A 14,985-nucleotide genomic window follows, 5' to 3' on the forward strand; every position below is an offset into this window, starting at 1 on the left:
CTCGCGATTAAAACCGTTCAATCTGATCGATTCCGTATCTCGCTAACACAGGTTTGAGCGTCAAAAAGTGATCCAGATCACCCGTGGTCACCGCAAAGTCGAAGCCGCTGCGCTCAAAGCTCTCACCACTCAGCAGATGTGCAATGCGCCGGGCAATTCCTGCCGCGCCGTCGATGAATTTCACATCAGCAGACCAGCCAAGATCGCGCACAGCCACATCGGCCAGCTCTTCGCGCAAAAGCGGGAAATGGGTGCATCCGAGGATCACGTGATCGAGCGCGAGCGCGAGCGCGTCATCGTTTTGTGTCAGGGCTTTGAGGGCAGCCGCGAGCACTGTGCGGTCAGGGTTCCCCCCGCGCAGTTTTGCTTCTGCTTCGCCGACAAGCTCCGGGGCTGCATGGCGCAGCAGGGTTGTGCCGCCTGCAAATTCGCGCTCAAGCTCATCGACATAAGGCTGCCGGATCGTACCTGCTGTCCCCAGCAATCCGATGACGCCTGTGCGGGTGTTTTCAGCAGCAGGCTTGATCGCGGGTACGGTGCCCACAATCGGTATCTCAAGAACCTCGCGCACCATGCCAAGCGCAATGGTGCTGGCGGTGTTGCAGGCAATGCAGGCAAGGCGAGGGCGGTATCGCTCGGTCATCCGGCCCAGCAATCCCGCAACGCGCGCTGCCACCTGCGCCTCGGTTTTTTGGCCGTAAGGCTGGCCCGCATAATCGGCTGCAAAAAGGATCGGCGCCTGCGGAAGGCTTTTGCGCACTTCGCCAAGCACGCTGAGGCCGCCAACACCGGTGTCGAGGAAAAGAATGGGAGAGGATGGGTCAGAAACGATTGTTTTTTCTCGTTAGCGAACTTGAGCTTCTGCGGTCTATTACTTAGGCATTTGAAAAAGGGAAGCTGCGTGCTGCGGCAGAAAGTGGATCATGGAACCAATACTTGCCGCGATTTTGGGATATCTGTGCGGCTCAATCCCCTTTGGCCTTTTGCTCACGAAAGCGGCCGGAATGGGCGATGTGCGCGAAATTGGCTCTGGCAATATCGGCGCGACCAATGTGCTGCGCACTGGAAATAAGGGGCTTGCTGCGGGCACTTTGCTGCTCGACTTGCTTAAAGGATTTGCGCCGGTTTTTGCAGCCGGGTTGATTTGGGCGGGCGACATGGGTGACGTGGCTAAAGCCTTTGCGGCGGGCGGGGCGGTGATTGGACACTGCTATCCAGTCTGGCTCGGCTTTAAAGGCGGAAAAGGCGTTGCGACCAATGCAGGCGTGTCCTTTGGGCTCGCTTGGGCGATTGGCGGGGCCTATGCGCTGATCTGGCTCTCCATGCTTGCCATTTTCCGCATCTCGAGCCTTGCCGGGATGAGCGCGGTTGTGGCGGCAGCGGCGGCGGCTCCTCTGTTTGGTTTTCCTCAGTTCTTCCCCGTTCTGGCGGCGATTGCTGGCCTCATCATTTATCTCCACCGCGAAAATATCGGGCGTTTGTTTAAAGGCGAAGAGCCGAGGATTGGCGGCTCTAAATGAGCGAAGAGGGGGGCTCTCACAGGCCGAAGCCTTCGCCCGCATCCGTCTTTTGCGCTCGCCCAATATCGGCCCGGTTTCCTACCGCCAGCTGCTCGCACGCTTTGGCAATGCGGTTGATGCGATCGACGGCTTGCCTGAACTGGGAACCAGGGGGAAGAAGGCCTATCGGCCTGCCCCCAAAGACAAAATTGAGCGCGAAATTGAGGGCGTTATCGCCTCAGGCGCGCGCTATCTTTTCCACGATCAGGACCACTATCCCGCGCTTCTCGCCGAAATCGACAGCGCGCCTCCCATCATCACCTGCCGCGGCAATTTGGCACTGGCAAGCGAGCCTTGTGTTGCCATGGTCGGAGCGCGCAATGCGAGCGGGGCCGCGACCAAGCTGGCGCGCGAATTTGCGCAAAGTTTGAGCCAAGCTGGGCTCACCGTCGTGAGCGGTCTCGCGCGCGGGATCGACGGCGCGGCGCATGAAGGGGCGTTTCCCAAGACGATTGGCGTGATCGCCAGCGGCATCGACATCGCTTACCCGCCGCAGCACAAGGATTTACAAGAAAAGATCGCCACCGAGGGCTTGCTGATCGCAGAACAACCTCCCGGCACTGAACCACGCGGTCGCCATTTCCCCAGCCGCAACCGCATTATCGCAGGACTTGCGAGTGGCACTTTGGTGGTGGAAGCCGCCCCGCGCTCAGGCTCGCTCATCACCGCAAGGCTTGCAGGCGAGGCAGGGCGCGAAGTCATGGCGATCCCCGGCTCCCCGCTCGATCCACGTTCGCAGGGGTGCAATCAGTTGATCCGCGATGGGGCGGTTTTGGTATCGACGCCTGAGGAAGTCACTGAACTGCTCGAGACCTTTACAGGAGCCCCGCGATCAACCTACCGCGTCGCCGAAGACCCGACCACATTCGACTACGAAGAACTCAGCAAGCTTGAATGGGGCGAGGCCAAGGCATCAGGCGATGAGGCAGACGCCATAGGCAGGCTTCTTACCAAAGCACCCCTCAGTGTGGATGAGCTGATCAGGCAATCTGGCGCGGAGCCTGCAATGGTGCATATGGTGCTTTTGGAACTGGAGCTGTCGGGGGAGCTGGAGCGCCACGAGGATGGCGGGGTGAGCCGACTTTGACACGCTAAGGTCATGGCTTTGCCAAGCAAGATTGGAAATTTGGGTGAACCAGACAGCAACTCTATCAAGCTTTCTCAACGGCACATTTGCAGAGCTGCGCGAGAACAGCCGGGTCGCGATTACATATCTTGTGATCGTTATTCCGGTCAGTGCACTCAGCAATTATCTTAACCCCGGCGACACAGGAAACTTTGCAAGTTTTGGACTTTCCGTCGATCAAGCTTTGATTTCACAAGGGGCTTTTACAGTCATCGCGGTGATAGGCGCATTCGTCCTTGGTCTTCTTGCTTACTACTGGCTCATTGCGGCCATGACCCTGCGCACGGCCTCGCCCGGATTTGGCCGAGTTCTGCCATTCATCGGGATTGCAATCCTGTCTTGGATTGGCATCGGCTTTGGCTTGGTATTGGTCCTCATCCCTGGCATTTATCTTGCCGTGCGCTGGATCGCTGTTCTGCCGCTGGTCATCACTCGCGAAGAAAACGCGGTGGATGCGTTCGGAGACAGCAATCAAATCACGCAAGGTTTCGGATGGTCGATTTTTGGGACCGGATTAATCCTGTTTGTTTGTTTGATCGTCATTTCAATCGTCACTGAGGGCTTTGCCGGTCTGCTTTCAGGCCTGGGCCTGTTTGGCGCTGCCTTATCAAGCGCGATCCTTGAAAATGTCGCCTCACTTCTTTTTGGCGCATTCACAGTGACGGTATACCGCCAGCTTGCGAACAACGGGGAAGACCTGGCCGAGGTCTTTGAATAGGGCCCTTGCCGAGTGGGGCGGATAAACCTACTTGACGCTTGCCCGCGAGGCGCGCCACCCTCGCGCGTACGTACACGTGTAAGGAAATCGATCCCCTTTTATGCAGCTTGTCATTGTTGAATCGCCCGCGAAGGCGAAGACCATTGAGAAATATCTCGGCGGCGACTTCAAAGTCCTCGCCTCCTACGGCCACATCCGCGACCTGCCGCCCAAGGACGGCAGCGTGGTGCCCGACGATGACTTCTCCATGAGCTGGGAGGTGTATTCCGACAAGCGCAACCGCGAACAGGTCAAAGCGATCTCAGACGCGGCCAAAGACGCCTCGCGCCTGGTGCTCGCGACCGACCCTGACCGTGAGGGTGAGGCAATCAGCTGGCACGTCATGGATGTGCTTAAGAAACGCAAAGCATTGCCAACGAAAGTGGACCGAGTGACGTTCAACTCGATCACCAAGAAGGCGGTGACAGAGGCGATGCAAGCGCCGCGCGAACTCGATCAGCCATTGATTGATGCCTATCTTGGCAGGCGCGCGCTCGATTATCTGTTTGGGTTTACGCTGTCGCCCGTGCTGTGGCGTAAGCTTCCCGGTGCGAAATCCGCTGGCCGTGTGCAATCGGTTGCCTTGCGCCTCATCGTAGAGCGCGAGCGCGAGATTGAAGCGTTTAAGCCTGACGAATATTGGTCGGTGCTTGCCAAGTTGGAGCATGCCGGGACCGAATTTGACGGACGGCTTGTGCGCTTCAAAGGTGAGAAACTGGAAAAGCTCTCTCTAGGCGAAGAAGGTATTGCGATGGAGGCGAAAGCCGCCGTCGAAGGCGGCCGCTTTACGGTTGAGGACGTTGAGAAAAAGCCCCTCAAACGCAATCCTCCGCCGCCTTTCACAACATCGACTATGCAGCAAGAGGCGGCGCGCAAGCTCGGATTTTCTGCCAGCCAGACCATGAGCGCAGCGCAAAGGCTCTATGAAGCAGGCGCGATCACTTACATGCGGACCGACGGTGTGCAGATGGACGGGAGCGCAATTGCTGCGTGCCGCCATGCCATCGGCGACCGCTATGATGCCGCCTATTGCCCTGAAAAACCGCGGTTCTACAGCACAAAAGCCAAGAACGCTCAGGAAGCGCACGAGGCCATTCGCCCGACCAATTTTGGGCAAGACCGTTTCGCCAACGGCGATGAAGCCAAGCTCTATTCGCTCATCTGGAAGCGCGCGATGGCAAGCCAGATGGCGACCGCGCAGCTTGAGCGCACAACCGTCACGATGAAGGATGCCACCGGTCAGCATGAGCTGCGCGCGACGGGTCAGGTGGTGGTCTTCCCCGGTTACTTTGCGGTCTATCAGGAAGGCTTTGACGACAAGGAAGAGGATGAGGACGGCCTCCTTCCGGCTTTGAAAGCGGGTGATTGCCCGGCCAAGAAGTCGGTCGAAGCCACCCAGCACTTCACCCAGCCGCCGCCGCGTTTCTCCGAAGCGTCGCTGGTTAAGCGCCTGGAAGAACTCGGCATTGGCCGTCCATCGACCTATGCCTCGACCATTCAGACCCTGCGCGACCGGGCCTATGTTCGGGTGGAGAGCAAGCGGTTCTTTGCCGAGGATTCAGGGCGTTTGCTGACGTCCTTCCTTGAGCGTTTCTTCCCAACCTATGTGGCGTATGATTTCACAGCGGGCATGGAGGACGAGCTCGACACGGTTTCCGACGGGCGCGAGGATTACAAGGCGCTGCTCGCGAAATTCTGGGCCGATTTTAAACCCAAGGCCGATGAGGTCATGGAGAAATTGCCGTCCGAGGTGACGGAAGCCTTGGACGAATACCTCTCAGATTATCTCTTTCCGCCGCGCGAAGACGGCAAAGACCCGCGCCACTGCCCTTTGTGCGAAACCGAAGGCCGCGAGAACGGCCGCATTTCGCTTCGCGGCGGCAAATTTGGCGCCTTTATCGCGTGTCAGAACTATCCCGAATGCAAGTTCACCCGCCGCTTTGCACAGCCGGGCGGGGACGATGGATCAGACGATGGCCTCATGGGCGTGCACCCCGAAACGGGCGCTGAAATTCACCGCAAATCCGGGCGCTTTGGCCCTTATGTTGAGATGGAGCATGAAGAGAAGAAATCCCGCGCTTCGATCCCCAAAGACCTTGATGATTTCAACCTTGAGTGGGCGGTAAAACTGCTCGACCTGCCGCGTATTATCGGCCCGCACCCCGAGACGGGCAAAGACATTGAGGCTGCGATTGGACGATATGGTCCGTATCTGCGCCACGATGGCAAATATGCCAATATGAAGAACACGGTTGATGTCTTCGAGACCGGTATGAATGCGGCTGTCACGCTTCTGGCGGAGGCTGCAAACCGCAAAGGTGGCCGCGCCAAGGCTGAGCCGATCAAGACGCTTGGCGAGCACCCGACGAGCGGGGGCGAAATCAAGGTGATGCCGGGCCGCTACGGTCCCTATGTCACCGACGGCACGACCAATGCGACCATCCCCAAGGACATTAAGCCTGAGGACATCGAGGCTGCCAAAGCGATCGAGCTAATCGACGCGCGCGCTGCCAAGGGACCTGCGAAGAAGAAGACCGGCAAGAAGGCGCCAGCGAAGAAAAAGGCTCCTGCAAAAAAGGCAGCGGCTAAAAAGCCTGCGGCGAAGAAAAAGGCCCCCGCTAAGAAGAAAGCGCCCGCAAAGTCGGACGAGACCTAAGCGGTTATGGGCAAAGAGAAATTTGAACGCCACAAACAGCCGTGGAACGCCGAAGAAGCGGGCCGCCTCCGCTTACTCGCATCCAAGGGGCAGGGCCTTAAACAGATTGCGAAAGCACTGGGGCGCAGCGAAGAGTCGGCGAAGAGCTTTGCCAAGCAGCAGAAGATCAAGATCGCCAAAAAGCATTGACGGCGGGTAGTTCGTTTAATTCCAAATCGTCACCCCAGCGAAGGCTGGGGTCCAAGGCGAACTAGCACCAATGGCTGCGACCAAAGCACCTCGCCGCTCTAGTTCCCGGATCAAGTCCGGGATGACGTTTGGGGGGCGATGCTAATCCTCGATTTTCAAGAGCTCTAGCCTGCCGATCCGAACAATTCCTCATCTGACTTGGCTGGCACCGCACGCGGCGATGCTACGGCAGGCCGGCCAGCACAATAGTAGGCATCGAAGTCATCAGAAGAATGGCGCAAATTGCTTTCTTCAACATTTTGAACGTCAGACGAGATATAGACCCCGCGCGTTTGATTTAGGCCGTTGTTTTTTAGTTCTGCAATCGTAGGGCCCGAGAAGTCTTGTACAGAAGCAGTTCCCCCTTCATCGCATGGCGCGAGTGCCAGAACATCGCTTTTTTTGAGAAAACTCGCGGCACCCCTTTCATCTGAGGATGCCGATTTTTTTGCGTGGTATGAACCCACGAGAACAAAATTGACCGCATCGGGCCTCTCTCCAGCATTGCGTGCCCAAAGGTTTGCCATGCCGAGTTCATAATAATACTGCGGCCTGATCGTCCTCCAGTCAGGCTGCGAGATAAAAATTGCTATGTCCAATCCCGCTTCTCTCATGGCGTGTAAACGGTCAATCATCGCGAGAAAGGCGACACTTGTCCGCCCATCGAACCCTTCAAGTCGAAAAGGCCAGCTATCCAGAAGTTGTTTGCGCGCTGACAAATCGCCGTTTTGAATATACTGGTTTGCCTCCTTTCCGTATTCGGACGGCAACTCGAGTTGAACATTTACAGGGCCGCTTTGCGCCTGCGTGCACACCATATCGGCAAATACCTCTGGCGCAGTGTCGGTCCCGTGTGTTTCTCCAACGATGATGAACTTAGGATTCGATGCGACTAGCTCGTCAGGGAGGGCCATCGGTCTTTCACAAGGTGATTCATCGAAGTCATTAGCAGCCGCGAAGCGCGGGCAAGCGAAAGCTAAGCAAAAAACTGCAACTGACCAGACTTTCATCACTTCACCCAATCGAGCCCCATTTCCTCAAACACTTCCTTGTCCTCGGACCACCCTTCTGAGTGCTTCACATGGAGGAACAGGTGCACTTTCACCCCCAGCATCTCGGACAATTCCGCCCGTGCCGCAGCGCCAATTTCTTTAATGCGGCTGCCGCCTTTGCCAAGGACAATGCCTTTCTGGCTTTCGCGCGCGACCACGATTTGTTGGCGGATTTCCACGCTCCCATCAGGGCGTTCCTGATAGCTCTCGGGCCGCACAGCGCTGTCATAGGGGAGCTCTTCGTGAAGCTGTTGGTAAAGCTGTTCGCGGGTGACTTCGGCGGCGAGTAAACGTTCTGAGGCATCGGAGACTTGATCCTCGGGGTACATCCACACGCCGTCAGGCATCATGCCGGCGAGCGCATTTTTCATCTGGGGCAGGCCGTCGCCGGTAAGAGCTGAGACGAAGAATATCTCCTCAAACGCGATACGCTCGCCCAGCTCCTGTGCGAGCGCCAAGAGCGGCTCTTTCTTCGCCTTATCGACCTTATTGAGCACCAGGATCTTGCGTTCTTTGCGGTGTTCCAAAGCCTCTATCAGAGGCTCCAGTTCGTGGCGGCGTTGTTTGATTGGATCGACGATCAGGAGGATCGCATCGGCGCTTTCTGCGCCTTCCCATGCAGCGGATACCATAGCCCGGTCGAGCCTGCGCTTTGGCGCAAAAATGCCGGGAGTATCAACCAGAATCATCTGAACTCGGTCCAGCAGCGCAATGCCCAGCATCCGGGCACGGGTGGTTTGCGCTTTGGCGCTCGTAATAGCGACTTTCTGGCCGACGAGCTGGTTCACAAGCGTCGATTTGCCCGCATTGGGGGCACCGATGACGGCCACAACCCCGCACTTTTCAGGGCCGTTCTTAGTATCTGTCATATGTTCAACCAAATTCTTCCAAAAACGCTTTGGCAGCAAGCTTTTCCGCCTCGCTTTTGCTTGATGCATCCGCCTCTGCCTCGCCCACATTGTGGATGCGCACGCGGACTTTAAAGCGCGAGGCGTGGTCAGGGCCGCTTCGCCCTGTCACCTCATATTGCGGCATAGCGCGTTTGTTATGCGCCGCCCATTCCTGAAGCGCGCTTTTCGGATGCTTCGCCTTACCCGCATCGCCCGAAAGGTCGCCTTGCCAAAGCTCCAAGATCACATCGCGCGTCGCATCAAAGCCATTGTCGAGAAAGCTTGCCCCAATAATCGCTTCCATCACATCTCCAAGGATATTGTCGCTATCCGCGCCGCCATCCTCGCGCGCCTGTTTGCCGAGGCGCACATGGTCCTGCATCCCGATCGAGCGAGCCACGCGGGCACAGGTTCGCCCGCTGACAAGTGCATTCAGGCGCTGTGAAAGTTGACCCTCGTGGCTGTCGCTTGCCCGGTAAAGCCAACTGGCGACGGCCAAGCCAAGCACGCGGTCACCCAAAAACTCCAAACGCTGATAGTCGCGTGCATGATCGGTTTGCGCTGGGCTGCCTGAGTTGAAACTCCCATGAGTGAGAGCCTCAAGCCACATGGCCTCATCCTCGACTATGAAGCCAGAAGCGATGAGCCAATCGCGTGTCTCTTCAGCAAGGGTGCTCATAGGATAGTTCCAATCCGGCTCCAGCGCACAGTCGAAAACCAGCTTGTAGGATCAGACCAAACGGCGCTGCCATCGCTTGACCACAAGATGATTGAAGCCTCGCCCACTAGCAGGTCTTGATCCACAATCCCAACGCCCATTCCAGAGACCGCTGCAAAGCGGCTGTCGAGCGATTTGTCGCGGTTGTCGCCCATGACGAACATGTGGCCATCCGGGATGGTAACGGGGCCAAAGACGTCGGCATCTTGGTCAAAACCCAAATCGATTGTGAGATAGTTTTTACCGCCGGGTAATGTCTCGCGATACTGGGTGTAGCGGCAGATCAGATCGCCCGGCTCCAACTCCTGCGTTCGCGCGCGGCCAGGGCAGTTCGTGTTGGGAGAGATTGCCACCGCAGCATCGGACATGGGTTCTTGCGTCAACGGTTCTCCGTTGAGGACAACCACCCCATCTTCAACGGCAACCGTGTCACCGGGCAGGCCAATCACGCGTTTCACATAGTCTACTCCGTCAATCGGATGCTTGAAGATCACAACGTCCCCGCGCTCGGGCTCACCAGGAAAAATGCGGCCATCGAATAGCGGCGCGTTAAAGGGCAGCGAGTTCTTCGAATAGCCATACGGCCATTTCGCCGCGAGCAGCAGATCGCCCGTCTTGAGTTGAGGCAACATGCTTTGTGAGGGGATCGAAAAAGGCGCGAAGATGAAGCTTCGAAAGATCAGGACTGCGATAAGCAATTGCACCAGAAAGATCGCAAAACTTCGCGGTGACTCCCCCTTGGCCTCTTGCTCGGCTGCGTTTGCAGACGTATCTGCAACCCCGGAATTCGAACCCGGGGAAGACGCAGGTGTATTCTCTGGTCTATGCGCGTTGGCGTCCATGCCTAGTCCCTTACGCTGTGGTGTGCGTCCAAGATAGTCATTTCAATCACAAAAAGGTTTGCCCCATGACCGCTTCCAAGAACCAAACCAGCGAAGCCAATGCGATTTGGGAGCGGTTGTCGCAGTTCGAAAGGCCAACGCTTGCCGGCCTATTCGCCAGCGATGAGGCGCGGGCGGCGAAAATGAGTCAGCGGTTGGAGTTTGACCTTGGCGAGATGGGGCCGATGGGGCTGCTGCTCGACTGGTCGAAGACGCATTTGGGTGAGGCCGAGCTTTCAGCGTTCGAGGAATTGGCCGAGGTGATGGATTTCGGCGCGGCCCGCGAGGCGCTTTTCGGTGGAGGCATTGTGAACCCAACCGAGGGACGCCCTGCCACCCACGGTGCAATGCGCGGCAGCGGGACAGAGGCGGATTGCGAAGAGGCGGATCAGCTGCTTCAGCGCATGGGCATGCTGGTGACGGCAATCCATGAGGGCGCGTTTGGCAAGGTCGAGCATCTCATTCATATCGGCATTGGGGGCTCCGCCTTGGGGCCTGATTTGGCAGTGGATGCTCTGACACGGGACTTGAAGTTGGTCGACGTGCGTGTGGTCTCAAACATTGATGGTCTCGCATTGGAGCAGGCATTTGCAGCCTGTGATCCACAAACGACGATGATTGCGGTGGCGTCCAAGACCTTCACCACGACCGAGACGATGACCAATGCGGCGAGCGCTTTGAAGTGGCTGTCCGATAACAAGGTCGATGACCCGAGTGGGCGCGTGGTGGCTTTGACCGCAAGTCCTGAAAAGGCGGTCGAATGGGGCGTTGATGAAACCCGCATTCTGCCTTTTCCTGAGAGTGTTGGCGGGCGCTATTCGCTGTGGTCGAGCATTGGGTTCCCGCTGGCTCTGGCCGTCGGCATGGACGACTTCACCGCGTTCTTGGCGGGCGCACAGGTGATGGACACCCACTTCCGCGAGACTGAGGGCAGGGCGAACGGGCCTTTGCTCGCAGCATTCGGCGACCTCTATTACTCGCGCATCCGTGGGTGTCAGACACGCGCAGTCTTCGCCTATGATGAGCGCTTGGCGTTGCTCCCCGACTACCTCCAGCAGCTTGAGATGGAGAGCAATGGCAAAAGCGTGACGTCAGATGGGAAACCCTTGGATAAGCCCTCGGCTGCCATCACATGGGGCGGGGTGGGCACCGACGCGCAGCACGCCGTGTTCCAACTCCTCCATCAAGGCACGCATCTCATCCCCGTAGACTTCATCGCCAGCATCGCACCGGGCGATGAGCTAGACCCCGCGCACCACAAAGCGCTTCTCGCCAACTGCTTTGCCCAAGGTGCAGCGCTGATGGCAGGCGGCAATATGAGCGCGGATGGCAGGGACCCGGCGCGCAGCTTTGCGGGCGACCGGCCTTCGGCGACGATCTTGGTAGATGATCTGGACGCTGCGACATTGGGCGCGCTGATCGCCTTCCACGAACACCGCGTGTTCGCAGGCGCGGTCCTAATGGGCATCAACCCCTTCGACCAATTCGGCGTCGAGCTGGGGAAGAAAATGGCGAAAGAGGTGGAAAGCGGGGAGGGGGATTTTGATGCGAGTACGAAAGCGCTGATGGAAGCGGCGGGGTTGGGTTAGGTGGAGCCTCGCGAGCGTCCTTCGACAGGCTCAGGACGAACGGAGCTTGGTGGATTCCATGACAGGGACCCGAACCCTGCAAACAAACATCGAAATGGTTTGCCCACGCCGACCGTGTAAGGAACCGTCGCCAGAATATGCGATGCGACCGAGTGGGTGAACTGACAAATACCCGCCCGTTCGTCCTGAGCCTGTCGAAGGACGCGCGCCGACCTATCCGCCTTTCCGGTTTCGAGCGAGGCGTTTGATTTCTTCCCAATCGTCTCGGATGAGCGCTTCCTTTTTGGCGCGGCTCCAGCCTTTGATGCGGCGCTCGCTAAACAGGGCCTCTTCGCGGGTCGGGAATTCTTCGGACCATACCAATTCCACAGGCAGTCTTTCGGCGGTGTAGCCGGGGATTGCTCCTGAGTTATGGGATGCAATTCGGTGTTCAAGGTCGTCCGTGTGCCCTGTGTAGTAGCTGCCATCATTGCATTTGAGGATATAACAATAAAAGGGCATTCTGTGCGTCTACCATGGTCGTGCGTCCTTCGACAGGCTCAGGACGAACGGAGGTGGGTAAGGGGGGCTGTAGGCGAATTGCTTTGACTTTTTGCGCTGCAACATCCATGTGTACCTCAATCACGAAACGCACCCAAAGTCAGCGTGAAGCGGCGGCTCTCTTTTTAACCCGCCCCGGCTTAGCGTTTCACCCAATCTCTTACAGCTTCCCATTTCACGCGGGCGGTTCCGACGAGACGGAGCGCTGCTGCTTTCCACTCGTCATCGCGAGCCCGATAGGGCGTGGCGATCCAGGAGCCCTTATGCGCTCCGCTCTGGATTGCCGCGTCGCCTGCGGCTCCTCGCAATGACTATGGAAGTGTGCGCATCGCCTCACCACCCGCGACGCGCCATCTCGTGCGCCGCACATAGCAAAGAATACACATGACAAATTTCGACCAACTCGGGCTTTCACAGCCTGTCTTACAAGCGCTTGATCTTAAGGGCTATTCCACTCCTACGCCGATCCAGGAACAGGCCATTCCGCCGGTTCTCGAGGGCCGCGACCTCCTCGGTATTGCGCAAACGGGCACCGGCAAAACGGCGGCATTTATGCTGCCTGCTATCGACCGGCTGCGCGCGAGCGACAATCGCATTCCGTTCAAATCCTGCCGCATGCTTGTGCTCGCTCCGACGCGCGAGTTGGTGCAGCAGATTGCTGCCTCGGCCAAAGACTATGGCGCTCTCGCGGGCCTTAAGGTGCAGGCGATTGTTGGCGGCACTTCCGTCAACAAAGACCGCAACAAGCTCCACCGCGGCACCGATATTCTGATCGCGACACCGGGGCGTTTGCTCGACCTCATTGACCAGAAGGCATTCAACCTCAACGGCGTCGAAGTGCTGGTTCTCGATGAAGCGGATCAGATGCTCGATCTCGGCTTTATCCATGCCCTCAAGCGCATCAACGAACTGGTACCCAAAGAGCGTCAGACGCTGTTTTTCTCCGCCACTATGCCCAAGGCGATTAAAGAGCTGGTGAAGAACTATTGCCGCAATCCGGTGCAGGTCAGCGTCACGCCCGAAAGCACGACGGCTGAGCGGATCGAGCAATATATCTTCATGGTCCAAAAGGATGAGAAGCAGTGGCTGCTCGACATGATCCTTGGCGGGCAGCACCGGGTTCCGGGTGATCTTGAGCGCATCCTCATCTTCACCCGCACCAAGCATGGCGCAGACCGGGTGGTGAAGAAACTGCGCCAGCGCGGAATTGAATCGAACGCCATCCACGGCAATAAATCTCAGCCTCAACGCCAACGTGCATTGGATGAGTTTCGCCGGGGCAAGACCAATATCCTGATCGCCACCGATGTGGCGGCGCGCGGGATTGATATTCCGGGCGTTTCCCACGTCATCAATTACGAACTGCCCAATGTGCCTGAGCAATATGTGCACCGTATCGGCCGAACCGCGCGGGCGGGCAAAGATGGGATTGCAATTGCCTTTTGCGGTGAGGACGAGCGCTCCTACCTCAAAGACATCCGCAAAGTGACAAAGGCGGAGTTGGACCGGCTCGACCTGCCGGAAAACTTCCGCGCGGTGGTTGAAGGCGAAGGCCCGACCAAGCCGCCACCTCCCGGCGCAACGCGGGTCTCTAGGAAAAAGGTCAAGCCCAAGCCTGCTGGCGCATCTGCGAAGAAAAAGCCCAAAGGCGAAGCTCCCGAAAAGCCGAAGAAGCCTAAGCCCAAGCATCAGGCCCGCAAAGGCCGGCCAGGTGGTGGTGGCGGCAAGGCCGGCGGCGGCAGGCGCTTTGGTAAGCCGGGCGGTGGGCGCCCCGGCGGCAACCGCAGTGGCGGCGGTGGCAGCGGTGGCAGCGGTGGTCGCTCGCGCCCTTCCAGCAGCTAACTTGCTGCCAGACGGGGTGAAATTTGTTCGCCAAAACACCTCTCTTTAAAGCGAAATTAAGTATAGGCCTCCTAACTGGCGTCTCACATCCGCTAGGGAGCTTTTCGCGATATGATCCGCACCGATACCACTCTGATAATTGGCGCCGGGGCGAACCGCGAGATTGAGATGCCCGACGGGCCTGAACTGCTCGGCAAAATCGCATCCGGCTATGAGTTTGAACGGCTTAATTCCGAGGTCAAATCACGCGATCTGGTGAACCTTGCGCAATTGTTTGAGAAAGTCGCACCTGAGCTGGGAATGACCTACGATCAGCTCGTCGAGGGTGCGAAAGCCATCCGGGATGCGACTTTGGTCAGCACCAATATTGATGCGATCCTTGAGCAATATGGCCATGATCCTGCCGTGCAGGCTGCAGGTAAGCTTGCGATTGTCTATTACACGCTTCAGGCGGAATCGAAGTCGACGCTTGCCCGCGAGCCGCGTTCCGTTGAAGAGCTGCCGCTAAGGGGCACGGAAAACTGGCTTTTCCAGCTGGGCCAGCTCATCGTCAAAGGTGTGCCGCGTGCGCGCGCTGAGGAGTGTTTTGAAAAGCTCTCCATCGTGTGCTTCAACTATGACCGAGCAATTGAGCATTATTTGCCTTGGGTGGTGCAGCGCGCCTTTGGAATGAGCATTGGAGAGGCACAGGAACTGATCGCAGGGCGGCTTCGTATTGTCCATCCTTACGGGGTGGCTGGCCGCCTTCCTTGGCAAGGTGATGCGGAAAACGGGGCTGAGTGGGGCGATGTCGATGCAGAAAATATCGTGGCCCTGTCGCGCCGTATTTTCACCGCAAGCCAGCGAGAGAAATCGCGCCAGTTCCGCTCTTATCTGCGCGCTGAAATGTCACGCGGAAAGCGCCTGGGCTTCCTTGGTTTCGGCTTTGATCCGATGAATGTCGCGATGCTGTTTGACGAGCTGGAACACGACAACCCCGATATGCTCATTACGCTGATGAATATTGGCGAAACTGAGCAAAAAGCGATCCTGAGGCTGATCCACCGCCTTACTGGCATCACGGATGATGGGCTAATCACGCTTGAGAATATGAAAGCCTTTGAGCTTTTGCGCGACTACGCTCGCTTCCTTGAAAGCTGAGCTTCTT

At 57.7% G+C, this 14,985-nt stretch carries 14 protein-coding genes; 8 read left to right on the plus strand and 6 right to left on the minus strand.

Features of this window, described 5'->3' with window-relative positions; genetic code table 11:
* Positions 1-7 precede the first annotated feature (7 nt).
* Positions 8-832, minus strand: a complete 825-nt coding sequence (gene murI, locus AC0V60_RS04455) for a glutamate racemase (RefSeq protein ID WP_486179439.1) — start codon at positions 830-832, stop codon at positions 8-10.
* Positions 833-923: 91 nt separating this feature from the next.
* On the opposite strand from murI, the gene plsY reads away from it, so the two are divergent.
* The 5 genes from plsY (at position 924) to AC0V60_RS04480 (ending at position 6,287) form a co-directional block, all read left to right on the plus strand.
* Complete coding sequence (gene plsY, locus AC0V60_RS04460) at positions 924-1,520, plus strand: glycerol-3-phosphate 1-O-acyltransferase PlsY (RefSeq protein ID WP_486177319.1); 597 nt, start codon at positions 924-926, stop codon at positions 1,518-1,520.
* On the plus strand, positions 1,504-2,646 hold the full coding sequence (dprA, locus tag AC0V60_RS04465; RefSeq protein WP_486177320.1) for a DNA-processing protein DprA: 1,143 nt from the start codon (positions 1,504-1,506) through the stop codon (positions 2,644-2,646). Before plsY ends, dprA begins: the two co-directional genes overlap by 17 nt.
* A 43-nt stretch (positions 2,647-2,689) precedes the next feature.
* Positions 2,690-3,403 carry a glycerophosphoryl diester phosphodiesterase membrane domain-containing protein gene (locus AC0V60_RS04470; RefSeq protein WP_486177321.1) on the plus strand — a complete coding sequence of 238 codons (714 nt, stop codon included), beginning with the start codon at positions 2,690-2,692 and terminating at the stop codon, positions 3,401-3,403.
* A 100-nt stretch (positions 3,404-3,503) separates the two neighbouring features.
* Entirely contained in the window at positions 3,504-6,098 is a 2,595-nt protein-coding gene (topA, locus tag AC0V60_RS04475; RefSeq protein WP_486177322.1) for a type I DNA topoisomerase, read from the plus strand.
* Between the two features lie 6 nt (positions 6,099-6,104).
* Positions 6,105-6,287 (plus strand): hypothetical protein, encoded by a 183-nt coding sequence (locus tag AC0V60_RS04480; RefSeq protein ID WP_486177323.1) that lies wholly within the window; start codon positions 6,105-6,107, stop codon positions 6,285-6,287.
* 164 nt (positions 6,288-6,451) lie between these two features.
* Here AC0V60_RS04480 and AC0V60_RS04485 read toward each other — a convergent pair whose 3' ends face one another.
* From AC0V60_RS04485 to lepB, 4 genes are read right to left on the minus strand one after another with little or no spacing between them, the layout of a single operon-like run.
* Positions 6,452-7,348, minus strand: a complete 897-nt coding sequence (locus AC0V60_RS04485) for a hypothetical protein (RefSeq protein WP_486177324.1) — start codon at positions 7,346-7,348, stop codon at positions 6,452-6,454.
* The gene (era, locus tag AC0V60_RS04490; protein ID WP_486177325.1) at positions 7,336-8,247 is read right to left on the minus strand and encodes a GTPase Era; all 912 of its coding nucleotides are present in this window, start codon (positions 8,245-8,247) and stop codon (positions 7,336-7,338) included. The genes AC0V60_RS04485 and era overlap by 13 nt, the downstream gene beginning before the upstream one ends.
* Before the next feature lie 4 nt (positions 8,248-8,251).
* The gene (rnc, locus tag AC0V60_RS04495; protein WP_486177326.1) at positions 8,252-8,947 is read right to left on the minus strand and encodes a ribonuclease III; all 696 of its coding nucleotides are present in this window, start codon (positions 8,945-8,947) and stop codon (positions 8,252-8,254) included.
* Positions 8,944-9,828: a signal peptidase I gene (gene lepB / locus AC0V60_RS04500; protein WP_486177327.1), complete on the minus strand. Its 885-nt coding sequence runs from the start codon at positions 9,826-9,828 to the stop codon at positions 8,944-8,946. Before lepB ends, rnc begins: the two co-directional genes overlap by 4 nt.
* A gap of 65 nt (positions 9,829-9,893) precedes the next feature.
* On the opposite strand from lepB, the gene pgi reads away from it, so the two are divergent.
* Entirely contained in the window at positions 9,894-11,456 is a 1,563-nt protein-coding gene (gene pgi, locus AC0V60_RS04505; RefSeq protein ID WP_486177328.1) for a glucose-6-phosphate isomerase, read from the plus strand.
* A gap of 213 nt (positions 11,457-11,669) precedes the next feature.
* Here pgi and AC0V60_RS04510 read toward each other — a convergent pair whose 3' ends face one another.
* Positions 11,670-11,957 carry a GIY-YIG nuclease family protein gene (locus AC0V60_RS04510; RefSeq protein ID WP_486177329.1) on the minus strand — a complete coding sequence of 96 codons (288 nt, stop codon included), beginning with the start codon at positions 11,955-11,957 and terminating at the stop codon, positions 11,670-11,672.
* Positions 11,958-12,380: 423 nt separating this feature from the next.
* Here AC0V60_RS04510 and AC0V60_RS04515 point away from each other — a divergent pair, with 423 nt between their 5' ends.
* The gene (locus AC0V60_RS04515) at positions 12,381-13,838 is read left to right on the plus strand and encodes a DEAD/DEAH box helicase (protein WP_486177330.1); all 1,458 of its coding nucleotides are present in this window, start codon (positions 12,381-12,383) and stop codon (positions 13,836-13,838) included.
* A 111-nt stretch (positions 13,839-13,949) separates the two neighbouring features.
* On the plus strand, positions 13,950-14,978 hold the full coding sequence (locus tag AC0V60_RS04520; RefSeq protein ID WP_486177331.1) for a hypothetical protein: 1,029 nt from the start codon (positions 13,950-13,952) through the stop codon (positions 14,976-14,978).
* The last annotated feature ends 7 nt before the right edge of the window (positions 14,979-14,985 follow it).

The sequence above is a fragment of the Erythrobacter sp. S259 genome, from assembly GCF_057364965.1.